This is a genomic window from Serratia sp. OS31 (genome assembly GCF_014164835.1).
Lineage (GTDB): Bacteria > Pseudomonadota > Gammaproteobacteria > Enterobacterales > Enterobacteriaceae > Serratia > Serratia liquefaciens_A.
Map to the genome: position 1 here is coordinate 1 of NZ_JACJFQ010000030.1, position 24,351 is coordinate 24,351.

Consider the following 24,351-nt stretch of genomic DNA (forward strand, 5'->3'; position numbering starts at 1 on the left):
CACTTAAAATGAATATAAAACATAATTATATCTAATTTTATATTTACTCTCAGCGAGTGCCCTTTTACTTTTTTGCATTATCCCTACGTTTTATATCAACAAATAAAAATAGTAATAATTTTCATTCCCATTAACATTGCAATATATTCTTACAGTCTCTCAATACTGATGGAAACCCGATGAAAGCGTTGACCACGATGCAGGCCGCCTACTGGGTAGGCCGGCAATCCGAAGCGCCGCTGGGGGGCGTATCCGCCCACCTGTATGCGGAATTTAACTGCTGCGACCTGGATGTCGAACGACTGAGACAGGCCGTTGCCGCCCTTTACCTGCATCACCCCATGTTGCGCCTGCGCATCACGGCCGATGGCCAGCAGACCATCACTCCCTGCGGCCCTGCGCATGGCCTGTATCTGGACGATTTCAGCCAGGCCGATACTCCCGAAGTGAGCCGCCTGCTCACAGCCAAACGGCAGCAAAAAAGCAGCCAAAAACTGCCTCTGGAACAAGGTATCCCCTGTGATATCAGCCTCAGCCTGCTGCCGGGCGGCCACAGCAGGCTGCATGTCGATCTGGATATGATCGCCGGCGATGCCATGGGTTTTCGCGTGTTGATGGAGGATTTGGCGCGGTTTTATCACCAATGTCCGGCATCCCCCGCCGACCATGGCGTGCCCTACTTTGACTATCTGGATCGTCACTATGCCGATACCGCGCAGCAGGCACGTCGCTCCTGCGCTCAGGCTTGGTGGCGCGAACGCCTGCCTCAACTGCCGCCGGCACCGCACCTGTTACGCACACCGGATATTTGCCGCAGCGATCGGCTGGCGCTGCAGCTGAGCGCAAGCGAAACCAAAGCGCTGGAAGATGCCGCCAGGGCGCACGGCATCACGCTTTCATCCCTGTTTCTGGCGCTGTTTGCCGTTACCGTCGGCCATGGCTGGAACATGCCGCGTTTCAGGCTCAATGTGCCGCTGTTCCACCGGGATGAAGCCAGCCTCGCCCCGATCATCGGCGACTTCTCTAACCTGGTGCTGCTTGGCGTGGAGCTGAACCCGGCTGAAAACTTACCGGCTTTCAGCCGCCGCCTGATGACCCAGCTGGGTGAATTGATCGCTAACGCCGACTACCCCGGCGTCAGCGTGATGCGCGATCTGTCGCGCCTGCAAGGCAGCATGCAGCCTTCCCCCGTGGTATTTACCGCCGGGTTTGGCATCCATGGCAAAGCGTTGTTTTCTGACAACGTCACCCGCACTTTTGGCCCACTGGAGTGGGTAATTTCCCAGGGGCCGCAGGTGGCGCTGGACGCCCAGGTGGCACACGCCAACGGTGGCATTCTGATCAACTGGGACGTCCGTCTGGACGCCTTCCCGGATCGGCTGCTGCCGCAGCTGTTCGCCACGTACGGTGCCTTGCTGAAGCGGGCCGCCAACCGGCCGAACAGCTTTAATCAGCCACTTTCGCAGTGGTTGGCCCAATGCTCCGCGGCGGGCCTGGCACGCCAGATACCGGTTCGCCAACTGCTGCACCGGCTGCTGGCGCGGGTCGCGCCGGGTGCCAGGCTGGGTGACGATGACGATATCCGCACCCTGCAGCTACCGCAGGACGCTCTGCAGGCGCTGTTAGCGGTACTGAACAAATATCTGCCGTTAGCGCTGACGCCGGCGGACGTCAAGGCGAACCCGACCCCGGCAGCGCTTGCCGCGTTGATCTGCGAGCTGGCCCCCAATGCCAACGAGGGGGTGCAAATGCTGCTGAAGGTGCTGGCGCCCAAAGCCTGATATCGGTTCCGGGCGCGTGGCCTCACGCGCCCTGCTTTCTATTTCGTGGGTTAGTGACAATCAATAGGGAAATACCATGGAGACACCATTAAATGCACTGCAGCAGGCTTACCTGCTCGGTCGCAGCGAACAATGGCCGCTCGGCGGCGTAGCGATGCATGACTTTCGCGAATATCGTGGTCTGGGGCTGGATTTGGCCCGCCTGGAAAACCGATTGAGCGAACTGGTGCAACACTATGCGGCGCTGCGCACCTGCATCGATACCCAGCGTTTCACTCAGCACGTGCGGGCAGAGGCCACGCTGAATCTGGATCGGCACGATCTGCGTGCGCTCGACCATCAGGCAGCGCAACGCCAATTGGCTGACCTGCGCGAGCAATATTCGCATCAGCGCCACGATCCCGCGCAGCCCCTGTGGCGCATTGCCGCCATTCAGCTCTCGGAGACGCAGGACGCCACCGGCAGCCCCTATGACACCGTGATTTTCACCAGCTTCGACGCGCTGATCCTCGACGGCCAGGGCATCTCCACCGTCATCGCCCGACTGTTTGACGACGCCCCACTGCCGCCTGTCGCGCCGCCAAGCCCGCCAGTTGCCGCCACGGCGGAACAGCGTCAGATTGATGCCGCCTATTGGCAGACCAAGTTACAAGACGTCACCACGCCGTCGGCGCTGCCGTGGCGCACCCCACTGGCCAATATCAAATCCTCTCGCTATCGCCGTGCCAACCTGACTTTGCCGCGCGAAGTACTTAAACAGTTCTCACGCCTGGGATCCGCCCATGCCCTGCTGCGCAACAGCAGCCTTTCGGCACTGATCCTCGATACGTTGGCACAGTGGACCACCGACGGCGAACTCTGCGTCGGCGTGCCGGTGGCGTTTCCTGCGGCAAATGGTTCGCTCAGCAACGCCTCTACCTTTGTGGCGGTGCACTATTCTCGCCTGGGGGGCACCTTTATCAGCCGCGCCCAGGCCTTGCAGGACGACGTGCTGGGTGCGCTCGACCATCTGGCATTTTCCGGCGTTGATCTGGCACGACAGTTACTCAATCACAGCCAGGGTTCCCCGGCGCTGCCGGTGATCCTCACCAACTGCCTGGGATGGGAGACGCTGCCTGCCAACGCGCCGGTGCGCTACCATGACGGCGTGACCCAAACGCCACAGGTAGCGATCGATATCCGCCTGACGCAGGACGCCGACAAGAACCTGCTGTTGTGCGTCGACTACGCCGAGCAGGCATTGGATGGCGAGCAGGTGCAGGCGATGCTGGACGCATTGCAACGTCGGGTGATGTTGATGTGTCGGGACGGCGATGTGGAAATTCCCCCCGCACAATTTATCGATTACCAACATTACCGGCATAACTACAGCGAAACGGCATTCAGCGCTTACCCTTACCTGACGCAGCTGGCAGACCGGTTGTTTAACGATCCGCAACCACGCCCCGCGTTAATCTGCGACCAACTAAGCCTGACGTACCCGGAATTGGGCCAACGGGTTAGCGCAGTGATGGCAAACCTGCAACAGCGTGACCTGAAGCCAGGCAGCGTGCTGGCCTTGTATCTGGCGCGCAGCCCGGAGCATGTGACCATCTCCCTCGCCTGTGCGCTGTTGGGCATTATCTGGGTGCCGATCGACATCAACTCGCCACCGGAACGCACCGCCTATCTGCTGACCAACTGTCGGCCGGATCTGGTGGTCCACAACGGGGAGCTGGATACGCCGCACGCAGTGACGCCAGAGGCGCTGCTCGACTCGACGGCAGGTACCGCCGCACTGCCGGACAGCCAGACGCTGACCGAGCGTAGCGCCAGCACCGAAGCCAGTTATTATCTGTATACCTCCGGCACCACCGGCAAACCTAAATGCGTGGTGCTCAATAACCGCGCCACCGCCAACGTTATCGGCCAGACCCTACAGCGCTGGGCGGTCACCGCCGACGACGTGATGATTTCGGTCACGCCGCCGCACCACGATATGTCGATGTTTGATCTGTTCGGCTCGCTCAGCGCCGGTGCCACGCTGGTGTTACCGGCACCACACCAGGAAAAGGACGCCATCAGTTGGAACCAGTTGGTTGAGCGCCATGGCGTCAGCCTGTGGTGTTCGGTCCCCGCCATTCTGGAAATGCTGCTTACCTGTAAAACCGACGACAGCCTGCGTTCGCTGCGCCTGGTGGCTCAGGGGGGCGATTACATCAAACCGGCGACGGTACAACAATTGCGCGGCCTGCGTCCGGACATCAGCCTGTTCTCGCTCGGTGGCCCGACCGAAACCACCATCTGGAGCATCTGGCACCCGATAGCGCCGCAGGACACCGGCACCGTGCCCTATGGTCAACCGCTGCCGGCTAACCAATACTTTATCTGCCATGAAGACGGCACCCACTGCCCGACCGGCGTGGTTGGCCGCATCCACACCACCGGGGTGAATCTGGCGCTGGGGTATCTGGAAGACGGCGATTTAAAACAACATGATTTCGTTACGCTGGATGGGCCCGACGGACAACCGCTGCGAGCCTTCCGTACCGGCGATCAGGGGTACTATCGCCCGGACGGCAATATCCTGTTCGCCAGCCGGGTGAACGGCTACGTGAAAATCCGTGGCGTGCGCGTTTCGCTGCCGGAAATTGAAGATGTGCTGCGCGGGCACGAAGCTATTCTCGATATCGTGGTGGTGGATTACCCTGGCGGTGACAGTGGTGAAGCGACGCTCGGGGCGATGTACCTCACCCACGACGGCAAACCGCTGTCGCTGGCGGCGATCCGCGCTTTTTCGACCGGCTACCTGCCTTGTACCCATATCCCGACACGCTTTATTCATACCGAGGTGCTGCCGCTGTCGGGTAACGGCAAGACCGACCGTCACCGCATCCGCGCAGCCTTCAGCGCCGATCGTGCCGCGCCGGGACTGAATGCCTGTGCGGCGCCGCTGCCGAGCGCACCACCGGCGCACAGCGGCAAGATCCTGACCATCTATTTACAGGCCATCGGCGCAACGCCGCGCCCGGAATGGGGAGAAGAAACGGCCTTTATCAGCATGGGGTTGAAGCTGCCGCACATTCGCCAGGTGGCGGCACAGCTTAACCAGGCCTTTGGCACCCAACTGCCACCAACGCTGTTAATCCCCTGCAAAAATGCGCGGGAAGTGGCGGCGCTGCTGGCGCGTTAACGCGGTTTAAACTTACGGGGCTGCAAGCAGCCCCCTATCACATCACCCAAGAGTAAATCGGGTCGAACGTGTTCGACCCCTACCGGATCGCCATCAGGCGGGCACCGCCACCAGTTCGCCGAGCGCCGTCTCCAGCGCTTCTTCCCGCAACGCACGCAATAAAAACGCCTGCAGGTCACGCCCGTAGTCTTCGACTCCATCGCAGGGAAACTGCTGCACGTAAACATCGATATCCAGGTGCAGATCGCCAGCATCGGTGCGCCCGCGGAAGGTCAGGTTAGCGCCGTCACCAGAGCCGCCTGCCAGAACACGCCGCGCACAGCTGCAACCGCTGAAACCGGCAGGATCGAAAGGCTGGACGTTGATAAACGGGGAAATGAACAAACGAGAGGCCGGCGTCACTCCACGATCGGTGGCAATGTGTCGCAGGCGGTAACCGGCGTGACTGCGCAGCTCACGCAGCATCTTCGCCATGCCCGACAGAAAATGGCCCAGCGTCTCTTCCGCACGCAGCGACACCAAAAACGGCAGCGTATTGACCGCCAGCGCCGGCGTATTGGTCGCCAGGCTGCTGCGGCGGTTCATTACCGGCATCCACATGGTGCGCGTATCGCCTTTATCATGCGGCAACGGCGGCAAGGTAAAGAACAGCCAGGCGGCGGACAGCGCCAGCAACAGATCGGGCCAACCGATACCGCTACGTTCCGACAGCCAACGCAACCGCTGCGATATTTCCTCCGGCAGCGCCGTGCTGGTACTCAGAGATTTCACGCCATATTCCCTGCCGCCTTTGCGCACCGTCGGCAAGGTCTGCGACGGCGGCAAATACCGCTGCCAAAAATGCCGGTCTTTAGCGCAGCGTTCAGAAGTCGGATAGGCCAGTTCATGATGCTGAAAAGCATGAAACTCGCCCAGTGCATGCCCTGCCGCGCTGTCGTCGAGGAAATGCGTATACAGCGCGGCACAACGGTGTTCGACTAACGCCATGCCAAAACCGTCGATCACAATATGGTGAGCGCGCAGGTACCAAATAAAACGCGAAGGCCCCAGCTTGATCAACCACACCGCGGCCACCGGCTGGCTGCGCAGATCCAGTTGTTGATCGACATCAGCCTGCATCAGCCGCATCGCGGCCTGGTAGGGATCAGGCTGTGCCTGGAGATCAAGGTGATTAAGTTGCGGTATTGCCTGGGGATCGTAACGCTGCAGCGGCAAACTTTCGCCAGTGCCGGCGCGAAAACGCAATGCAAACGCCTGCGTTTCCGCCATGGTCTGAGTGATAGCCCGACACAGAGCCTCTTCATCTATCGCGCCGCGTAGTTCGGTGACGTGAGCGACGGTGGAAAAGGGCTGCCCGGGGTGCAAGGTAAATTCGTCCCAGAAGTCTAACTGCGCCGGTGTCAGCGGCAGCCATTCAGTAGCCAAAACAGTTTCCGACATGTTACCTACCTTTGATAAGCCATAAACAAATGTTGAAACAACGGAAGCGAAAACCCCGCTGCCGCCGATAACGACCAAAAACGGGGTAAATGGCGGACACGACTGGATGACCAGCCCATGGGCTGCCCGGCGTGATCCTTATTATTGTGTTGTGGTTGGCGTGCCTGACCTCCCTGGCGCACGTAAAGCGAGATGGCGTAGCCGCCTTTTCCAAGGCCAGGGCAACGCACTGAAGATGTTTCGGTTCGGTTACAAATGAAAATGATAATAACACTTATTATCATTTTCATGAATATAGAACAACCTGTTCATGCTGCAAACTTACTTGACGGGGAGAGTGCGGTTGAGGAGTGATCGAGGGCTAAATGGCGGGACTATGGGGGCTCAAAATCAACAAAATAGGGACCTTCTGGGGCGGTAAAAGCAAGTACCGCCCCGTTCTAACGGCATGCACCTGCCATTATTGGTAAATTACCGCCACGCCGTGCAGTTTATTGCCTCCGCTGGCGGAAATAATGCGGTATGAACTGGCTCCGGCCTGATCGGCTTTCTTCGCCAATTGCTTTTCCAGACCTGAGAGCGTCAGTGCTCCGCTGGCGGAGACCACGCCGATTTTAGTCAGCCCCTGCTCGGAACTGACGCTGTTGGCCGCAAAGCTGCTGGTGGACACCACCGCCAGGATAAACGCCGCCATGACATATTTAATCGCTTTCATATAACCACCTCATTGGATTGACCAGACCAGGTTCTGTCTGGTGAGGTGATTCTAAGTGGGGGTTGCTGACCCCAAAGTGACCCGTCGATAACATTTTTGTCAGACAACCGGAAAAGCGGGGTTATTTACCTAAGCATACAATTTCATGGGCTATCTTGACGCCCGGCCGGTCTGCGGCCGCCGATCAATCGTCATTCCCCAGTTCCCATATTCGCGATCAATCACTTATATTTAAATTGAGGGCTGCCTGAATGCCACAGCGGCGGCAGTGTCCTCAATCAACCTGAGGGAGCCATCCATTTTATGCGTTTAAAACAAAGCACTGCGGGTCTGTTGTTGGCAGGAACCGGCCTGTTGACGGCGGGCAGCGCACTGGCCGCCACGGATACCCTGGTCTACTGCACCGTAGCCTCGCCCGAATCTTTCAACCCGCAGCTTTCCAGCTCCGGCACCACCTTTATCGCCACCTCGCAGGTGCTGTACAACCGCCTGCTGACGCTGCGTGAAAGCGATAAAACCCCGGCGCCCTCACTGGCGACCGAGTGGACCATCAGCCCGGATGGCAAAACCTACACCTTTACGCTGCGCAAGGGCGTGAAGTTCAACAGCAACAAATACTTCACTCCGACGCGCGACTTCAACGCCGAGGACGTGGTGTTCACCGTGATGCGTCAAAAGGACCCCAACCATCCGTATCACAAGGTGTCCGGCGGCAACTACGAGTACTTCACCGACACCGGGCTGGACAAGCTGATCACCAAAGTGGAGGCGGTGGATAACGACCACGTGCGCTTTACGTTGAGCCAGCCTAACGCCGCTTTCCTCGCCGACTGGACGATGGACTTCGCCTCGATCCTTTCCGCCGAATATGCCGATGCCATGCTGAAAAAAGGCACTCCGGAATATGTCGATAACTGGCCGATCGGCACCGGTCCGTTTGCGCTGCAGCAGTACAAGCAGGACTCGCTGATCCGTTACATCGCCAACCCGCATTACTGGCAGGGCGAAGTGGCCAGCAAACACCTGATTTTCTCCATTACGCCAAACCCGGAAACCCGGCTGGCCAAGCTGAAAACCAACGAGTGTCAGATCATCCCTGCCCCGCTGGCGGAGCAGTTTGACGCCATCAAGAGCGATAAAAACCTGCAGTTGCACAATATCGACGGCCTGAACGTCGGCTATCTGGCCTTCAATACCCAGAAGAAGCCGTTCGACAACGTGTTGGTACGCCAGGCGCTGAGCTATGCGGTGGACAAAAAGGCCATCGTTGCGGCGGTATTCAAAGACAGCGGCACGCCGGCCTATTCGATACTGCCGCCGGGCATGCTGGGCTATAACGACAAACTGCCCGAATACGCTTACAACCCGGAAAAAGCGCGTGAACTGCTCAAGCAGGCCGGGCTGGAGAAAGGGTTTGAGACCGACATCTGGTCGATGCCGGTAGCCCGCCCTTACAACCCGAATTCACGCCGCATCGCCCAGATGATCCAAAACGACTGGGCGAAAGTGGGCGTGAAAGCCAAAATCGTCACCTGGGAGTGGGGCCAGTACCTGGCCGGGCTGCGCAAAGGGGAACAGCAGAGCGCGCTGTATGGCTGGATGTCGGATAACGGCGACCCGGACAACTTCGCTACCCTGCTCAACTGCGCCGGTGTGCAAACCGGTGCCAACGCGGCCCGCTGGTGCGACAGCAGCTACGACAAACTGATCCAGCAGGCGATTCAGGTTAGCGTCCCGGCCGAACGCGCCAAGCTTTATCAGCAGGCACAGGTGATTTTTGCCCAACAGGCTCCGCTGCTGCCGCTGGCTAACGGCAAGGTGTTCTACGCCACCCGCAGCAACGTCAGCGGCTATGTGGTTGACGTTAACGGCAGCGACTTTGCCAAGGCCAAGATCAACTGAGTGAAAGTGTGGCACCCGCGTTGGGTGCCGTACCGGCAATCCGCCGGATGAAATTCTCATCCGGCGCTTTCCTCTCCTGTAACATTTGGTTACTCTCATCAACACTGTGATTTAACATCAAAAGGTAACCCGGTGCAGAACTCTTATATGCCGATGCAGATCCGTCTGCACTGGCTGGTGGCGATCCTGCTGGTCGTGACCTGCACGACGATTGAGCTGAGAGGGCTTGCCATACCGGGCACCCCAGTGTGGTACGTGCTGGTGGTGACCCACTTCAGCTGCGGAGTGACGGTATTTGTTCTGATGCTCGCCCGCTTGTTTCTGCGCTGGCGCCACACCAGCCCCGCTATCGAGCCGAAACCGGCAAAATGGCAAACCGGCGCGGCGCATCTGGTGCACAGCCTGATTTACCTGCTGCTGCTGACGTTACCGATTCTGGGCGTCTATTCCCGCTATCTGGGGGGGAAAGAGTGGTTTTTATTCGGTTTGCCAATGCCGTTCGCCGAGATTGCCGACCGGCCGCAGGCGCGAACGATTATCGGCTGGCACAAGACGCTGGCGGCTTTCGGCTATTGGCTGATCGGGCTACATGCCGCCGCCGCGCTGTTCCATCACTATATCGTTAAAGACAATGCGCTGGTGCGTATGCTGCCTTGGTTGAATCGGCGTTAGCCCTAAGTGATATCCCAAAAAGTGTAATAATAAGCATATAAATATAAGTCAATGGAAATAGTCCATTGGCTTATTAATTTCCAGGTGCCAAAGGGTTAAAAAAATTTATATACGGCGAGTTGTATCTATCCCGGATCTTGACTAAGGTTATTCATACAAAATATAAGCCCATGGGCTGACAGAGTTCCGAAAGCAAAAACCCTTATCCATTCATTGCATTGATCTTAAAAACGCCAGTTGTTTTAAAGTCCACTATGCCATGCCCGATGACGGCACAGGGCCGCATAGTGCTACCCATGATTTCATTAATTAAATTCCATCGGCTACACACACGGAAAAGTTAATGCGACTTTTCCAAACTTAAAAGTCAGGAGAATAGTAATGAAAATAATGACTGGCGTTATTTTACCTACAATTGCTTCCATCACGATGGTCGGCATGGCTCACGCGGCAGACACTAAACAACCGGTGACTGGCAAAGTGCAGGTGACATTGGAACACGTACACGCCGTGCAACAAAACGGCAGCCCCGCGCCCCAACACGATGCCGCCTGTATGAAAGAACTTTCGAGGCCAACCTCCAAGTATGTCGGGATGAAAGTCACCAGCGAATACACCGTCAATACCAGTTCGATGATGATGTCGGCTAAATCCATGCTGCCATCGCCGATGGCCACGCAGCCGCTGGAGCTTACGGTTGATTTATCAGCACTCGGTATGGAAGGGGTTTATGCATTTGGCGCCTTCAAGCCCAATGTGTTGCCTAAGGATTATGTTTACTTCACCATCGGCAAAGATTTTAAAAACCCCGTCAGCACCTTTATGATTATTAATGAAGGCAAAGAATATAACTGCGTTATTTCCAGCTCAAACAAGGCGATGAGTAAAGAAGAACGCAGTCATCTTATGGTTAAGAAATAACGGGAATATAGATGGGTAATAATGGGGGCTCAAGTGGTTCTTACTACCCTGGCCCCCTTACTTAATTAGACGATAACGTTCGCCGGATTAAATAATTGCTTAACCATCCCGTTTGTAGATAATGGCAGATATTCGATTTTGGGATATCACTCGCGGAAAACGCCATGACTTCAGTTTATTCAACCGAGTATCAATTAGTTATAAAAATACTTAAGGATGCTCGTATAGAAAAAGGCATCACGCAGGCCAAACTGGCCGAAGCGCTGGGACGCCCGCAGTCGTTTATCGCCAAGGTTGAAAACGGCGAGCGCAAGCTGGATGTGGTTGAGTTTGCTGTTATTACTCGGCTGCTTGGGGTGGATGCTGGAGCGGTCATTGAGCGGATTGGCGAGCGATTTCCTTCTTTGTAATCGAACCTACGACCTTCGCATTACGAATTCGCTTATCAGTACATATCCGGGCGCGATGAGCAAATTAGGCACTCCATAGCTATTGAAGAGTGTCACCGGTCCGGTGCATTCCCTGTCTTATAGTTGAACGCCCCCCAGAAAGCTTTGGCAGCGAAGAACGAGTTATCCAGGTGTATCTGTTTAAGGAGGAACTAATGTCTCATTCATCATCGAGGACAAGAGTTTTGGATATGGCAAGGCCCTTGGCACACAGAGCTTCTCACGCACGAAGCTGTGCTAACCATGTGGCAAACAGGTTAGGAATTACCCGCAGTGAGCTTTTGATAAAAGTTGAGGAAGATTCTGGGGCAAGTTTGGTATCACCACAAACCGAAGAAGAACTGATGAAAGCGTTCTATTATATGGAAAACCTTTAATATTGGGCCGCTATGAGCGTAGAGCGGACATTCTGAATACATAGTTTATCTCCTGAAAGTCCAGGAAATCGTCCGCCCCCTTCAGAGTGACATTTTCAATATGGATAGATAATAACGGCAGGCGTTAAGCCCACCGTAACTCACCGGAAAAAGTCATCCACCGAATCGCTCCACTCATGGCCGGACAAAGACCATACCTTGTTTATCGGGGGAGGAAATCCACTTCTGCAGTACCCATTTTTCCCCACGAAATCGAACGCTCCATGCGGATATCCGTTGATAAGGAGCACGCACTTCTGACTGTCTTCTGACCAGCCGATTTTAACGTCAGAAGGAATGTGGCCGTCTGAAATATCCTCGACATTGTAGATATACACTGCATCCTGAATCGGGTTTCCTTCAACGGACTCATCGAGCGCGTAGAAATACCCGGTATGGCCATCGTCTTCAAATATGGCAGCCAGCATACCCTCAGGAGCCAGGCTTTTTATCACCTGCGCTTCTCCAACAATGAGCTGAGCCTGTATCGTCACTAAAATCGTCATCCCGATTACTCTCCTTTCCCTGGTTGTTTGGTTAGACTGCACTCAAACCGACAAGCAATTTACCATAACATCCCTGCGATGAAATAAGCCCGTGACCTGCGCCCACTTTGTTGACACACAATTGCTTTAGAAAGGTCTGCTTCTGGCACCAAGCCGACTGTCAGAGTAGGTTTCGCTGAGGCCTGCAACGATGCCAATTTCCGGTATGAACCAGCATGCAAAAAGGGCGCAGCATGCTGCGCCCCTACAGTAAATATCAACGCCGTACTGAAAGTTAACTGCGAACCAAATCGTCGCCGTAGCCGATCCACTTATAGGTGGTCAGTGCGTCCAGGCCCATTGGGCCGCGGGCGTGCAGTTTCTGGGTGCTGACCGCCACTTCTGCGCCCAGGCCGAACTGGCCGCCGTCGGTGAAGCGGGTGCTGGCATTCACATATACCGCGCTGGAGTCCACCGCGCGCACAAAGTGCTCGGCGCTGCTCAACGAGCGGGTGAGGATCGCGTCGGAGTGGCTGGTGCCGTGGGTGCGGATATGGTCGATGGCCTGATCGATATCGTCCACCAGCACCACGTTCAGATCCAACGACAGCCATTCGTCGTCATAATCTTCTGCCGCCACCGCCACCACCGTTGCCGGGCCGTCTTGCAGCAGCGGCATGGCATTCTCCGCCGCGTGCAGGGTAACCCCCACCGCCGCCATTCTGGCACTCAGCGCCGGCAGGAACTCTGCGGCGATGCTGCGGTTCACCAGCAGCGTTTCCAGCGAGTTACAGGCACTTGGGCGCTGAATTTTGGCGTTTTCTATCACCGTCAGCGCCTTGTCGAAATCAACGCTGTCATCAACGTAGGTGTGGCAAACGCCGATACCGCCAGTGATCACCGGGATGGTCGACTGTTCACGACACAGCTTGTGCAGCCCCGCGCCACCGCGAGGGATCAGCATATCGACGTAGCGATCCAGGCGCAGCAGTTCATTCACCAACGCGCGATCCGGGCTGTCGATAGCCTGCACCGCCGCCGCCGGCAGGCCGCACTGTTCCAGCGCCTGCTGGATCACCTTCACCGTCGCCTGATTGGTGTGGTGAGTTTCTTTACCGCCGCGAAGGATCACCGCGTTGCCGGTTTTCAGGCACAGGCTGGCAACGTCGATGGTGACGTTAGGCCGTGCTTCATAAATCACGCCAATCACGCCCAACGGCACGCGACGGCGTTCCAGTTTCAGCCCGCTGTCCAGCAGGCTACCGTCCAACACGTGGCCAACCGGGTCGTTTAAACGACATACCTGGCGCACATCGTTGGCGATCGCCGCCAGTCGCGCCGGAGTCAGTAGCAGGCGATCGAGCAGCGCTTCGGTCATCCCGCTGGCGCGTGCCTGCGCCATGTCCTGTTCATTAGCCTGTAAAATCACTTCGCTTTCGGCTTCCAGCCGGTCGGCGATAACCGACAACACCTGGTTTTTCTTCGCCGTGCTCAGCACCGCCAGTTGCCAGGAAGCCTGTTTGGCGGCTTTCCCCATTTGCTCTAGCATGCTCACTCCTTAACTGACTATCATATCGTCGCGGTGCACTGCCACCGGGCCGTATTCATAACCGAGAATTTCGCTGATTTCCTGCGAGTGATGGCCGGCAATCATGCGCATCGCGTCGCTGTTATAGCGGCTGACGCCGTGGGCCAAATCGCGCCCCGCCAGATTGCGGATGCGGATCACTTCACCGCGGGAGAAATCACCTTTCACTTCGCGAATGCCCTTCGGCAACAGTGAACTGCCGCGCGCCATAATCGCATCGACCGCGCCGTCGTCGACGGTGATCTCACCGGCTGGCGGTGCGCCGAAGATCCAGCGCTTGCGGTTTTCCAACGGGGTTTCCAGCGCGTGGAAACGTGTGCCCACCGGTTTGCCCTCAATAACGTCCCCCACCACGCCCGGCTTGCTGCCGGCAGCGATAATCACGTCGATGCCGGCGCGACAAGCCACGTCGGCAGCTTGCAGTTTGGTGCCCATGCCGCCGGTGCCCAGGCCGGAAACGCTGTCACCGGCAATGGCGCGCAGCGCATCGTCGATGCCGTGCACTTCGCGGATAAGTTCCGCCTGCGGGTTATTGCGTGGGTCGGCGGTGTACAAGCCTTGCTGATCGGTCAGCAACAGCAATTTGTCTGCCCCGGCCAGGATCGCCGCCAGCGCCGACAGGTTGTCGTTGTCGCCCACCTTGATTTCTGCGGTCGCTACCGCGTCGTTCTCATTGATTACCGGCACGATACGGTTGTCCAGCAGCGCGGTCATGGTGTCACGCGCGTTGAGGAAGCGTTCGCGGTCTTCCAGATCGGCGCGCGTCAGCAACATCTGCCCGACGTGGATGCCGTAAATGGAGAACAGTTGCTCCCACAGTTGGATCAGCCGGCTCTGCCCGACCGCCGCCAGCAGCTGCTTGGAGGCGATGGTGGCGGGGAGTTCGGGGTAACCCAAATGTTCGCGCCCGGCGGCAATTGCGCCGGAGGTGACGATAACGATGCGGTGACCCGCTGCATGCTGTTGTGCGCACTGGCGTACCAGTTCGACAATATGAGCACGGTTAAGACGCAGCGATCCGCCGGTCAACACGCTGGTGCCCAATTTCACAACCAGTGTCTGGCTGCCGTTCATAGTATTTCTGCCGTGTAAGATGAGAAGAATAATGCAAAGGACTTTGTAACAGGAGAGACGCGTTATGCCAACAGGCACAACGCGAAATCAGCAGAATACTTGTGGTCTAACGGGGTCAGGCGGAAAGTTTAATCAGTTTTTCTTTGAAATTCTCGGCCGGTTCAAGCGTCAGTTCCATGGTGGTCAGCAACTCGCCCAGACGACGGTGGAAATCACGCAGGGTGGTTTCCAACTTGGTTTTCACTTCAGCATCCTTAATCTTTTCCGGCGTCCAGTGCCCATCTTTATCAAACAAGCCAAACTGATAGGCGTAGGTGAAACGCGTATCTTCGGCATGCAGTTCGATCCACCAACCCCAGAACTCACGCTTCTCTGGGGCAGGCTTAACATTGACGCACACGGCTAAACAATCAAAGAAAAAACGGTCGTTCTCACACTGCCCTTCACGCAGGTACGGCCCCAAGCTGGCGAAACGTTTCATTAGTCGGCTTTTAGGGTGACCACTCGGTAACGTCATTCTTTAACCTCCTCAATGTAGACCACTCTTTTTAACAAATTGTTAAAATTTAGCAACTAATTAACGCATTTTATCTTTCATCCAGTGGGTCATTTGCAGCAATGCCTTGTGGAAACTGCTGTAAACAGGCGCGCGCGGTATGGCGATCAGTTTGCCGTCCAACGAGGATGAAGCGATCAACTGCGCTTCTTCTTTCGGGCTGAGCGGATCCTGATCCCAGTAACCGGCCAGCATTGGCGTCGGGCAACGGCGGCCCAGCAACCCTTGAGTTTTCAGCGAATAGCTGTTCAGTTCTACCTTCAGCACGTTATCCGACGCATTGGCCATCCCCATCCGGCTGGCCAGCACGTCCATGTACATGTCTGGCACGTGCTGTTGCGTTTTGCTGTCGCACAGCAGGCGATGCACCACCGGCCCCAGACAAGCCACGCCCCGCAGCCGCTGTGGCTCCAGATAGGCCAGACGCACCGCCACGTTGGCACCAAAACGGAAGCCAAACGCGGTAACGCGCTGATGATCGACCCATGGCACCGAGGCCAGCTGGATCAGCACCTGCTGATGCAGGAAGCTGGAATCTTGCGTCAGCTTCCACTTGTATGAGGAGCCGATGGAAGGCATATCGATGGTCAGCATGGCGATGCCGTGCGGTGCCAGATAATCGCGGAACAGACGGTGATAGTCAGTTTGCAGCGTATCCAGGCTGCCGCACATCAACACCGTCGGGAACGGGGCCTCGCCTTTTTCCGGCAGGTGCAGGAAGCCATTGATGCTGCTGCCGCCTTCAATGCGGAACTCCAGCTCTTTCAACTGATAAGGCAGCAACAGCGCGGCTTCTTCGTAAGCCCGGCAGGAGAGCGCCTCGGCCTGCTCGGCCAGTTCGTCCCCTTTCAGGTGCGGGTAGCCGGCGATGCTGTAAAAATTGGCGGCGTTGAGCCAATGCTGGCCGCCGATCAAAGGATCCTGCTGTTCCAACGCGCTCTGTTGCCAGCGCATGCCCTGGTGTACCCATTCGTAAATCCAGTTGCCGTTACGGTAACCGACCACGGTATCCAGCCATTTGTCGTTGGTGTGCTCCACATCGGCGACCGCGATGCGCGCCAGCACTTCGTTGATTTCGATCGGATCAACGCCGCGCCAGGCCCACAACAGCGGGTTAAGCATGCGATACCAGTTGCTGACGGTGTTGCCTTCCAGCGTGGAATGCAGATCGGCGCTGACTTTGTTGCGCGCGCGCATCACCAGCGTCGAGGTCTCAGGATGTTTAAATGAGGGTTTGAACAGAATTTCAGAAAGGTTGGCTTGTGCCATGGTAACAACAGCCTCCGTAAATCTGGCTATAGGCCGCAAACAGCCTAATCAACTGGAGGTAGTGTACCTAACTCTGGGGCGATAAACCAAAATAACGCAAACGCCCGGCGAAACCGGGCGTTTTAATGGAACAGCCTGTCGAACTTAACGACCGCCGATCGGTGGCACGAAGGTCACCGCCATGTCCCATGGCTGCTCGATCCAGGTATCCTGTGGAATATCAACCACATAATCGTCCACCAGTGGGCGACCTGCCGGCTTGGCGAAGATGGTGACGAAATGCGCTTTCGGGTACATCTCGCGGATGGCTTTCGCAGTACCGCCGGTATCCACCAGATCGTCGATGACGATAAAGCCTTCACCGTCGCCTTCAGCGCGCTTGAGCACTTTCATTTCGCGTTGGTTGTCATGGTCATAGCTGGAAATGCATACGGTATCCACATGGCGAATACCCAGTTCACGCGCCAGTAAGGCTGCCGGCACCAGGCCGCCGCGGCTTACGGCAATAATGCCTGTCCATTGGTCTACGGGCAGCAGGCGGTGAGCCAGTTTGCGCGCTTGCATTTGCAGCATGTCCCAGGTAACAACGTATTTTTCGCTCATAGAATGGTGTCCCAGCCAGCCAGGGTGTGGCTTATTCAGTAATCAGGGGAAAAAAGGTTGCGCGAGATTATAGAGACTGGACGCGCCGAATACCAGTTGTACCGTGGAAATCATAAGTATTTCCTCTGGTGATTGATGCTGAAAAAATGAACTGCGGCGCAGCAAACTAGTGTGATCAAGCGCTTAAACAGCACAATTCGGGACGGGCACCGCCCGGTAGAAAGTGATATTCTCTGGAGATCGTGCCAAAGCCGCACAGATGCCCCTAACCCTAACCGAGCGGCATTCCCGCTATGCCGAGAATGCCGTTACAGGAGACTTATTGTGTCTGAATTGTCTCAACTTTCGCCACAGCCGCTGTGGGATATTTTTGCCAAAATCTGCTCTATTCCGCACCCTTCTTATCATGAAGAAGCGCTGGCGCAACACATCCTCGAATGGGCCAAAGAGAAAAACCTGCACGCTGAGCGTGACCAGGTAGGCAACATCCTGCTGCGCAAGCCGGCCACCAAAGGCATGGAAAACCGCAAGCCGGTTGCCCTGCAGGCGCACCTGGACATGGTGCCGCAGAAGAATAACGACACCGTGCACGACTTCACCAAGGATCCAATCCAGCCGTATATCGACGGCGAGTGGATCAAAGCGCGCGGCACCACGCTGGGCGCCGACAACGGCATCGGCATGGCCTCCGCGCTGGCGGTACTGGCAGACGACAGCGTCGAGCACGGGCCGCTGGAAGTGCTGCTGACCATGACCGAAGAAGCCGGCATGGACGGTGCGTTCGGGCTGCAGGCTAACTGGCTGCAGGCGGATATCCTGATCAACACCGACTCCGAAGAAGAAGGCGAGATCTACATGGGTTGCGCCGGCGGGATTGATTTTATCACCACCCTGCCGCTGCAGCGTGAAGCCGTACCGGCCGGTTACCAGACTCTGAAACTGACGCTCAAGGGCCTGAAAGGCGGCCACTCCGGCGCGGATATTCACGTCGGTCTGGGCAACGCCAACAAGCTGCTGGCGCGCTTCCTGTTTGATAATGCCGCGGCGTTGAACCTGCGCGTGCTGGACCTGAACGGCGGCACCCTGCGCAACGCCATCCCGCGTGAAGCTTCTGCCGTGGTTGCCGTACCGGCGGCTAAGGCCGATGAGCTCAAAGCACTGAGCCAGGCGTTCCTGGCCACCCTGCAAAATGAGCTGTCCGCTAAAGAGAAGAACATTACCGTTCTGCTGGAGCCAACCACCAGCACGTCTCAGGCGATGACCGCAGACAGCCAGCAACGTTTCCTGGCGCTGCTCAACGGTACGCCAAACGGTGTGATCCGCATGAGCGACGCGGTGAAAGGCGTGGTGGAAACCTCACTGAACGTGGGCGTAGTGACCACCAGCGACAGCGAAGCGGAAATCATCTGTCTGATCCGCTCGTTGATCGACAGCGGTAAAGATTACGTGGTCGGCATGCTGACCGCGCTGGGCCAGTTGGCCAACGCCAAAGTGGCACCGAAAGGCGGCTACCCTGGCTGGCAGCCGGACGCTGACTCACCGGTCATGCATTTGGTACGCGAGATCTATCAGGACCTGTTCAACAAGACGCCGAACATTATGGTGATCCACGCCGGGCTGGAATGCGGCCTGTTTAAAAAGCCTTATCCGAATATGGATATGGTGTCGATTGGGCCAACCATCACCGGGCCACATTCGCCGGATGAGCAGGTGCATATCGAAAGCGTGGGTCTGTACTGGAAGCTGCTGACGGCGCTGCTGAAGGCTATCCCAGAGCGCGCGTAATCTGCCGGGTTCGGCACGCTGAACCCCAGAAATGACCGAGCAGTTCAGATAAGGGCGCAATTGTAGATTGCGCCCTTATTATTCCCACGGCAGCAACAGCTGGCGCTCCAACTGCGGATCCAGCAGCGTCACGTGCAAACCTACCAGCCGCACCCCTCGTCCTTCACGCCGCTCGCTCCATGCCTGACGCGCTACGTTGATCAAATCGTCTTTGTTCAGCACCGGCCAAACGTGTTCCTGCGTTGTTTGCTGGAAATCCTGAAACTTCAGCTTCACGCCTTGGCGGGCGATATGCAGATCCGGTTTTACCTTACGCAAGCGCATTTCCAGTTCCGGGTATAGTTTTTCGACGATCAGCGCTTCGCACTCTTCCCAGGCATGAATGTCCTCCGCCAGCGTGCGTTCTACCCCCACCGACTTGCGCAGCCGCTCAGGCGAAACCTCACGCAGATCGATGCCCTGACAGCGTTCCCAAAGGACGCGGCCAAACTTGCCAAAGCGCTTTAACAACGCTGCCAAATCGTACTGCTGCACATCGGCGCAGGTGATCAACCCCACTTCTTCCAGCCGTTTGGCGGTCACTTTTCCCACGCCCGGGATTTTACTCAGCGGCAGTTGCTGTAAAAACGCGGGAACCTGCGCCGGGGTAATGACGTATTGGCCGTTCGGCTTATTCAGCTCCGAGGCGATTTTGGCGAGGAATTTGATGGGCGCGATACCGGCAGACGCGGTGAGGTTCAGTTCATCGGCTATAGCCTGACGGATTTGCTCGGCGATCAGCGTCGCCGATCCGTTGCACTGGCTGCAGTCGGTTACGTCCAGATAGGCTTCATCCAGAGACAGCGGTTCTATCAGCGGGGTGTAGCGGGCAAAAATTTCACGGATATGCAGCGAGGCTTCCTTGTATGCCGCCATTCGACCGGGCAGCAGCTTAAGGTGCGGGCAAAGCTTGAGCGCCATCGCTGTCGACATGGCACTGTGTACGCCATAGCGACGCGCAGGATAGTTGGCGGTGCTGATCACCCCACGCCGGTCGGCGCTACCGCCAATCGCCAACGGAATATCGCGCAGGCTGGGATCGTCGCGCATTTCTACCGCCGCGAAGAAGCAGTCCATATCGACATGAATGATTTTACGCATCGCCCCTCCAATAACACTGTATAAGTATACAGCCAATAATGGAAAGCTCAAGCCTCGGCAAAACTCGGATCAGCTCGGAGAAAACAGGGTTTCACCCAATTATCTTCGACTTGTTAAAAAAGCGTAATTTTTGAATAGTACGCTGTGGCAAATTAATCGCCTCAATTACTGATAACAATAAACCTTACGCACAGGAAGGTGCCCTACATGAAAACATTCTCGGTCTATTTATTCGCTTCAGCATTATCCCTGATCTCCCTTGCCGCGAGCGCAGCCCCTGCCATTATTGCGCACCGCGGCGGCACTGCCGACGCACCGGAAAATACCCGCGTCGCGATTGAAACCGCACTGAAAAACGATGCCGACGCCATTTGGATCACCCTGCAGGAATCCAAAGACGGCGTTATCGTGCTGTACCGCCCTTCAGATCTGAAGGCGCTGACCAACCAACAGGGTTTGGTCTCTGCTTACACCGCCGAACAACTGGCAAAAGTTGACGCCGGCTGGTCATTCGCCAAAGGGGAAACGCATCCATTCCGGGGGAAAGGCATTGGCATTCCTCGGCTGGATGAAATACTCAACGACTTCCCCAAGGTCAATTTCTATCTGGACATCAAGTCACCGGATGCCGATCCGGCCCAGTTCGGTAAAACCTTGCTGGCAACGCTGGAGAAAACCGACAGCCTGAACCGCACTCGCGTTTACTCCACCGATGCCAAATATTTGCAGGCGTTACCGCCGGCTATCAAGCGTTTTGAAACCCGCGATGAAACCCGCGATCTGCTGGCGAATATCAGCCTGTCGCACCTGTGCGAACTGAAGCCGGATAACCAGAAGCCACGCTGGTACGGGCTTGAACTGAAGCGGGAAGTGGAAGTGGTGGAGAAATTTACCCTGGGCGAGGGGCGCTCCAAGGCGTTTCTGACCTGGGATAAAGAATCGATCGACTGCTTCCGTTCGCAAGGGCCGGCGCACATCGTTCTGTTTGGTATCAACACCCCGGCAGACTACCAGCAGGCGCTGGCGCTTGGGGTCGACGGGGTGATGGTCAACTCACCGGCCGACGCGAAAAACTTTCGCCAGGCCAAATAACCGATAGAAAAAGGGGCGCTGCATGCGCCCCTCAGATGGCTGACAAAATCCTTTGTAGTTAAAAGTCCTGCTCTGGCTCCAATAAAAACAAAGAATTATGTCTTCTGATTTACCCCAAACATCCGAAAACCACGCTTTTCGGGTGTTTGTCATCTGACTACAAGGGGCGCTGCATGCGCCCCTTGTAGTCAGATAATCCGGTGCTTTTCCAACTGCTGCTGGCGCAACGCCTCTTTCTCCAGGCGTTTTTTACGCGCATCGCAAGGTTCCGGACAGTCGCAGACCTTATCCATCCCCAGCGCCGTAATGCCGCCGCAGCTGCCCTGCAGGCTTTTACGTTTAAACACGTAGCCCAGGGACATGCCGCCGACAATCAGCAGAAACAACACGAAGGTGGCGACAAATACCGTCAACATAGCGACCTCACGAGTGCTTGTTCAAATAGGGTTTAAACGCCTCAGAGTAGCGTTCTTCAAAACCGGCGGCGGTTTTCACAATCATGAACACCGGGATCCCCATCAGGTTCGCCAATGCCATGCCGCGTTCCGGCCCCAGTACGTTTAATCCGGTCGACAAACCGTCTGCAGCCATACAGGTTGGGCTCAACACCGTGACCGACACCAGATGGTGATGGATCGGGCGGCCGGTGATCGGATCTATGGTATGCGAATAACGCACGCCGTCCTGTTCGAAATAGTTACGGTAATCTCCCGAGGTGGCTATCGACATCTCACCGGGCTGGATCACCAATTGCGCTTTCTGCTCCATGCCGGCGGTCGGCCGCTCAATGGCGATGCGCCATGGTTTTTTCTCACCGTTGTGGCCGCGAGTGCGCACCTCGCCGCCAATATCGACCATATAGTTTTTCACCTGCTGCGACTGCAGGTACTGGGCAATCACATCCACCCCGTACCCCTTGGCGATCGAGGACAGATCGACATACAGCTCCGGAATGCGTTTGACCAACGCGTTGCCCTGTACCGACAGCTTATCGATACCGGTCCAGGCGCGGCGCTGTTCCAGTACGGCGGCGCTCGGCACCTTGTCCGGCCGCCCTTCCGGCCCGAAGCCCCACAGGTTAACCAGCGGCCCGACGGTCACGTCCAGCGCGCCGTCGGTAACGCGGTTGATACGCAGCGCCTCCAGCACCACCTCGGCCGTGGCCGCCGACACCGGGAAGGGTTTATCCACTGTGCGACTGGCGTTGAAGCGGCTCAGTTCCGATCCCGGCCGGTAGGTGGACATTTGGTCATTCACCAACTCCAGCCGCTTGTCGATCTCCGCCTGTATCTTGGCGGCGGACGGCGTGTCGTCACCGGTGACGTAGCGGATCGAATAGGAGGTCCCCATGGTTTTACCCTCGAGATTCACCTGCTCCGGCCCGCAACCGGTCAATAACAGGGTGGCGCTCACCACCACCGTCGTCATCCAGCCCTTCATTGCCCCTACGCGCATTTAGCCACCAAAGTCATCCAGCATGATGTTTTCGTCTTCGACGCCCAGATCTTTCAGCATCTTGATCACCGCGGCGTTCATCATTGGCGGACCGCACATGTAGAATTCGCAGTCTTCCGGTGCCGGGTGGTTCCGCAGATAGTTTTCCAGCAGAACATTATGGATAAAGCCGGTGTAACCCGTCCAGTTATCCTCTGGCTGCGGGTCGGAAAGCGCCACGTGCCAGGTAAAGTTTTCATTCTCTTCCTGCAACCGGTTGAAATCGTCCTCGTAGAACATCTCACGCAGCGAACGCGCACCGTACCAGAAGGTGATTTTGCGCTTGGACTTCAGGCGATTAAGCTGGTCAAAGATGTGTGAACGCATCGGCGCCATGCCGGCACCACCGCCGATAAAGATCATTTCAGCGTCGGTGTCCTTGGCGAAGAACTCGCCGAACGGTCCGGAGATGGTCACCTTGTCACCGGCCTTCAACGACCAGATATAGGAAGACATAATGCCCGGCGGCACGTCAGGATCGCGCGGCGGTGGCGTAGCGATACGCACGTTGAGCATGATAATGCCCTTTTCATCCGGATAGTTCGCCATGGAATAGGCGCGTACCGTGGTGTCATTCACCACTGAGCGATAGCGGAACAGGTTGAATTTGTCCCAGTCGCCGCGGTACTCCTCCGGCACGTCAAAATCGGCATAGCTGATGTCGTGCGCCGGCGCTTCGATCTGGATAAACCCACCGGCACGGAACGGCACGTCCTCACCGTCAGGAATTTTCAGCTTCAGCTCTTTGATAAAGGTGGCTTTGTTATCGTTGGAGATAACTTCGCACTCCCACTTCTTCACGCCAAAGATTTCTTCCGGCAGCTCGATTTTCAGGTTTTGCTTCACGTTCACCTGACAGGCCAGGCGGCAACCCTCTTTCGCTTCACGCTTGTTGATGTGCGACAGTTCAGTCGGCAGGATATCGCCGCCGCCCTCTTTGATCACCACCCGACATTGCCCGCAGGAACCGCCGCCGCCACAGGCGGACGACACGAAGATCCCCTGGCTGGAGAGCATATTCAGCAGCTTGTCGCCCGCCGGAGCGGTGAAGCTTTTGTCCAAATCGCCGTTCACTTCCACCGCTATGTCACCGGTGTTCACCAGCTTAGATTTAGCGAACAGGATCAGCAGTACCAGCACCATAACGATGGCGGTAAACATCGCGACGCCTAAAATAATTTCCATAAATTCTTCCCGCCTTTACAACTGAACACCGGAGAAGGACATAAAGCCCAACGCCATCAGCCCGGTGGTGATAAAGGTAATGCCCAGGCCGCGCAACCCTGCGGGGACATTGGCATACTTGAGTTTTTCGCGGATCCCCGCCATCGCGACTATCGCCAACATCCAACCGGTGCCGGAACCGAAGCCGTACACCACCGATTCGGCGAAGTTGTAGTCACGTTGCACCATGAAGGACACGCCGCCGAAGATGGCGCAGTTCACGGTGATCAACGGCAGGAAAATGCCGAGTGCGTTGTACAGCGACGGGAAGAAGCGATCGAGGATCATCTCCAGAATCTGCACCAGCGCAGCAATCACGCCGATAAAGGTGATGAAGTTGAGGAAGCTCAGATCAACGCCTTCCACCAGTGCGCCATCACGCAGGATCAGGTTGTAGACCAGGTTGTTCACCGGCACCGAAATGCCGAGCACCAGGGTAACCGCAATCCCCAAACCAAAGGCGGTCGAGACCTTCTTCGAGACCGCCAGGAAGGTACACATCCCCAGGAAGAACGCCAACGCCATGTTCTCTACGAACACTGCGCGTACAAACAGGCTGATATAATGTTCCAT

The 24,351-nt window shown here is 56.7% G+C and carries 22 protein-coding genes; 9 read left to right on the top strand and 13 right to left on the bottom strand.

Going from position 1 to position 24,351, the window contains the following annotated elements; all coding sequences use genetic code 11:
- Window positions 1-179: 179 nt before the first annotated feature.
- Together H5P17_RS20660 and H5P17_RS20665 are read left to right on the top strand one after the other, a co-directional pair.
- Window positions 180-1,781, top strand: a complete 1,602-nt coding sequence (locus tag H5P17_RS20660; protein WP_182824931.1) for a condensation domain-containing protein — start codon at window positions 180-182, stop codon at window positions 1,779-1,781.
- Between the two features lie 76 nt (window positions 1,782-1,857).
- Window positions 1,858-4,953, top strand: a complete 3,096-nt coding sequence (locus H5P17_RS20665; RefSeq protein WP_182824933.1) for an amino acid adenylation domain-containing protein — start codon at window positions 1,858-1,860, stop codon at window positions 4,951-4,953.
- A 93-nt stretch (window positions 4,954-5,046) separates the two neighbouring features.
- Here the strand turns inward: H5P17_RS20665 and H5P17_RS20670 are convergent, their stop codons facing one another.
- Both H5P17_RS20670 and H5P17_RS20675 read right to left on the bottom strand, forming a co-directional pair.
- Entirely contained in the window at window positions 5,047-6,393 is a 1,347-nt protein-coding gene (locus tag H5P17_RS20670) for a condensation domain-containing protein (protein ID WP_182824935.1), read from the bottom strand.
- A gap of 460 nt (window positions 6,394-6,853) precedes the next feature.
- A complete protein-coding gene (locus tag H5P17_RS20675; protein WP_044548526.1) occupies window positions 6,854-7,108 on the bottom strand; it encodes a YdgH/BhsA/McbA-like domain containing protein in 255 nt (84 codons plus the stop codon).
- A gap of 303 nt (window positions 7,109-7,411) precedes the next feature.
- Between H5P17_RS20675 and H5P17_RS20680 the strand changes: the two genes are divergently transcribed.
- The 5 genes from H5P17_RS20680 to H5P17_RS20700 all read left to right on the top strand — a co-directional run bounded on the left by H5P17_RS20680 (window position 7,412) and on the right by H5P17_RS20700 (window position 11,429).
- A complete protein-coding gene (locus tag H5P17_RS20680) occupies window positions 7,412-9,010 on the top strand; it encodes an ABC transporter substrate-binding protein (protein ID WP_122077405.1) in 1,599 nt (532 codons plus the stop codon).
- Window positions 9,011-9,157: 147 nt separating this feature from the next.
- Window positions 9,158-9,682 (top strand): cytochrome b561, encoded by a 525-nt coding sequence (cybB, locus tag H5P17_RS20685; protein WP_182825002.1) that lies wholly within the window; start codon window positions 9,158-9,160, stop codon window positions 9,680-9,682.
- Between the two features lie 381 nt (window positions 9,683-10,063).
- Window positions 10,064-10,603, top strand: coding sequence for a hypothetical protein (locus H5P17_RS20690; RefSeq protein ID WP_182824937.1), 540 nt, complete (start codon window positions 10,064-10,066; stop codon window positions 10,601-10,603).
- Between the two features lie 164 nt (window positions 10,604-10,767).
- Complete coding sequence (locus H5P17_RS20695; RefSeq protein WP_182824939.1) at window positions 10,768-11,013, top strand: helix-turn-helix domain-containing protein; 246 nt, start codon at window positions 10,768-10,770, stop codon at window positions 11,011-11,013.
- Window positions 11,014-11,207: 194 nt separating this feature from the next.
- The gene (locus tag H5P17_RS20700; protein WP_071827002.1) at window positions 11,208-11,429 is read left to right on the top strand and encodes a hypothetical protein; all 222 of its coding nucleotides are present in this window, start codon (window positions 11,208-11,210) and stop codon (window positions 11,427-11,429) included.
- A gap of 140 nt (window positions 11,430-11,569) precedes the next feature.
- Here H5P17_RS20700 and H5P17_RS20705 read toward each other — a convergent pair whose 3' ends face one another.
- From H5P17_RS20705 to gpt, 6 genes are all read right to left on the bottom strand, one after another.
- Complete coding sequence (locus tag H5P17_RS20705; protein WP_044548517.1) at window positions 11,570-11,974, bottom strand: DUF2251 domain-containing protein; 405 nt, start codon at window positions 11,972-11,974, stop codon at window positions 11,570-11,572.
- A 274-nt stretch (window positions 11,975-12,248) separates the two neighbouring features.
- Window positions 12,249-13,502 (bottom strand): glutamate-5-semialdehyde dehydrogenase, encoded by a 1,254-nt coding sequence (gene proA / locus H5P17_RS20710; protein WP_182824941.1) that lies wholly within the window; start codon window positions 13,500-13,502, stop codon window positions 12,249-12,251.
- Window positions 13,503-13,511: 9 nt separating this feature from the next.
- Complete coding sequence (gene proB / locus H5P17_RS20715; RefSeq protein ID WP_182824943.1) at window positions 13,512-14,615, bottom strand: glutamate 5-kinase; 1,104 nt, start codon at window positions 14,613-14,615, stop codon at window positions 13,512-13,514.
- Between the two features lie 115 nt (window positions 14,616-14,730).
- Complete coding sequence (gene crl / locus H5P17_RS20720) at window positions 14,731-15,132, bottom strand: sigma factor-binding protein Crl (protein ID WP_041414255.1); 402 nt, start codon at window positions 15,130-15,132, stop codon at window positions 14,731-14,733.
- A 60-nt stretch (window positions 15,133-15,192) separates the two neighbouring features.
- Window positions 15,193-16,440 (bottom strand): esterase FrsA, encoded by a 1,248-nt coding sequence (gene frsA, locus H5P17_RS20725; protein WP_044548514.1) that lies wholly within the window; start codon window positions 16,438-16,440, stop codon window positions 15,193-15,195.
- 144 nt (window positions 16,441-16,584) lie between these two features.
- Entirely contained in the window at window positions 16,585-17,043 is a 459-nt protein-coding gene (gene gpt, locus H5P17_RS20730; RefSeq protein ID WP_044548512.1) for a xanthine phosphoribosyltransferase, read from the bottom strand.
- 324 nt (window positions 17,044-17,367) lie between these two features.
- Here gpt and pepD point away from each other — a divergent pair, with 324 nt between their 5' ends.
- On the top strand, window positions 17,368-18,828 hold the full coding sequence (pepD, locus tag H5P17_RS20735) for a beta-Ala-His dipeptidase (protein WP_044548510.1): 1,461 nt from the start codon (window positions 17,368-17,370) through the stop codon (window positions 18,826-18,828).
- Window positions 18,829-18,906: 78 nt separating this feature from the next.
- Here the strand turns inward: pepD and dinB are convergent, their stop codons facing one another.
- Window positions 18,907-19,968, bottom strand: a complete 1,062-nt coding sequence (gene dinB, locus H5P17_RS20740) for a DNA polymerase IV (protein ID WP_044548508.1) — start codon at window positions 19,966-19,968, stop codon at window positions 18,907-18,909.
- Between the two features lie 207 nt (window positions 19,969-20,175).
- Here dinB and H5P17_RS20745 point away from each other — a divergent pair, with 207 nt between their 5' ends.
- A complete protein-coding gene (locus H5P17_RS20745; RefSeq protein ID WP_044548506.1) occupies window positions 20,176-21,060 on the top strand; it encodes a glycerophosphodiester phosphodiesterase family protein in 885 nt (294 codons plus the stop codon).
- A gap of 188 nt (window positions 21,061-21,248) precedes the next feature.
- Here H5P17_RS20745 and nqrM read toward each other — a convergent pair whose 3' ends face one another.
- The 4 genes from nqrM to nqrE are packed head-to-tail and all read right to left on the bottom strand — an operon-like array spanning window position 21,249 to window position 24,351.
- Window positions 21,249-21,476: a (Na+)-NQR maturation NqrM gene (nqrM, locus tag H5P17_RS20750; RefSeq protein WP_020825372.1), complete on the bottom strand. Its 228-nt coding sequence runs from the start codon at window positions 21,474-21,476 to the stop codon at window positions 21,249-21,251.
- 7 nt (window positions 21,477-21,483) lie between these two features.
- Entirely contained in the window at window positions 21,484-22,515 is a 1,032-nt protein-coding gene (locus H5P17_RS20755) for an FAD:protein FMN transferase (protein ID WP_182824945.1), read from the bottom strand.
- Complete coding sequence (gene nqrF, locus H5P17_RS20760) at window positions 22,516-23,739, bottom strand: NADH:ubiquinone reductase (Na(+)-transporting) subunit F (protein ID WP_044548498.1); 1,224 nt, start codon at window positions 23,737-23,739, stop codon at window positions 22,516-22,518.
- A gap of 15 nt (window positions 23,740-23,754) precedes the next feature.
- Window positions 23,755-24,351 (bottom strand): NADH:ubiquinone reductase (Na(+)-transporting) subunit E, encoded by a 597-nt coding sequence (nqrE, locus tag H5P17_RS20765; RefSeq protein ID WP_012005400.1) that lies wholly within the window; start codon window positions 24,349-24,351, stop codon window positions 23,755-23,757.

Excerpts from the sequence above, each read along its gene's own strand:
- H5P17_RS20660 (WP_182824931.1), top strand. The coding sequence starts at position 180 with ATGAAAGCGTTGACCACGATGCAGGCCGCCTACTGGGTAGGCCGGCAA.
- H5P17_RS20665 (WP_182824933.1), top strand. The coding sequence starts at position 1,858 with ATGGAGACACCATTAAATGCACTGCAGCAGGCTTACCTGCTCGGTCGC.
- H5P17_RS20670 (WP_182824935.1), bottom strand. The coding sequence starts at position 6,393 with ATGTCGGAAACTGTTTTGGCTACTGAATGGCTGCCGCTGACACCGGCG.
- H5P17_RS20675 (WP_044548526.1), bottom strand. The coding sequence starts at position 7,108 with ATGAAAGCGATTAAATATGTCATGGCGGCGTTTATCCTGGCGGTGGTG.
- H5P17_RS20680 (WP_122077405.1), top strand. The coding sequence starts at position 7,412 with ATGCGTTTAAAACAAAGCACTGCGGGTCTGTTGTTGGCAGGAACCGGC.
- cybB (WP_182825002.1), top strand. The coding sequence starts at position 9,158 with ATGCCGATGCAGATCCGTCTGCACTGGCTGGTGGCGATCCTGCTGGTC.
- H5P17_RS20690 (WP_182824937.1), top strand. The coding sequence starts at position 10,064 with ATGAAAATAATGACTGGCGTTATTTTACCTACAATTGCTTCCATCACG.
- H5P17_RS20695 (WP_182824939.1), top strand. The coding sequence starts at position 10,768 with ATGACTTCAGTTTATTCAACCGAGTATCAATTAGTTATAAAAATACTT.
- H5P17_RS20700 (WP_071827002.1), top strand. The coding sequence starts at position 11,208 with ATGTCTCATTCATCATCGAGGACAAGAGTTTTGGATATGGCAAGGCCC.
- H5P17_RS20705 (WP_044548517.1), bottom strand. The coding sequence starts at position 11,974 with ATGACGATTTTAGTGACGATACAGGCTCAGCTCATTGTTGGAGAAGCG.
- proA (WP_182824941.1), bottom strand. The coding sequence starts at position 13,502 with ATGCTAGAGCAAATGGGGAAAGCCGCCAAACAGGCTTCCTGGCAACTG.
- proB (WP_182824943.1), bottom strand. The coding sequence starts at position 14,615 with ATGAACGGCAGCCAGACACTGGTTGTGAAATTGGGCACCAGCGTGTTG.
- crl (WP_041414255.1), bottom strand. The coding sequence starts at position 15,132 with ATGACGTTACCGAGTGGTCACCCTAAAAGCCGACTAATGAAACGTTTC.
- frsA (WP_044548514.1), bottom strand. The coding sequence starts at position 16,440 with ATGGCACAAGCCAACCTTTCTGAAATTCTGTTCAAACCCTCATTTAAA.
- gpt (WP_044548512.1), bottom strand. The coding sequence starts at position 17,043 with ATGAGCGAAAAATACGTTGTTACCTGGGACATGCTGCAAATGCAAGCG.
- dinB (WP_044548508.1), bottom strand. The coding sequence starts at position 19,968 with ATGCGTAAAATCATTCATGTCGATATGGACTGCTTCTTCGCGGCGGTA.
- H5P17_RS20745 (WP_044548506.1), top strand. The coding sequence starts at position 20,176 with ATGAAAACATTCTCGGTCTATTTATTCGCTTCAGCATTATCCCTGATC.
- nqrM (WP_020825372.1), bottom strand. The coding sequence starts at position 21,476 with ATGTTGACGGTATTTGTCGCCACCTTCGTGTTGTTTCTGCTGATTGTC.
- H5P17_RS20755 (WP_182824945.1), bottom strand. The coding sequence starts at position 22,515 with ATGCGCGTAGGGGCAATGAAGGGCTGGATGACGACGGTGGTGGTGAGC.
- nqrF (WP_044548498.1), bottom strand. The coding sequence starts at position 23,739 with ATGGAAATTATTTTAGGCGTCGCGATGTTTACCGCCATCGTTATGGTG.
- nqrE (WP_012005400.1), bottom strand. The coding sequence starts at position 24,351 with ATGGAACATTATATCAGCCTGTTTGTACGCGCAGTGTTCGTAGAGAAC.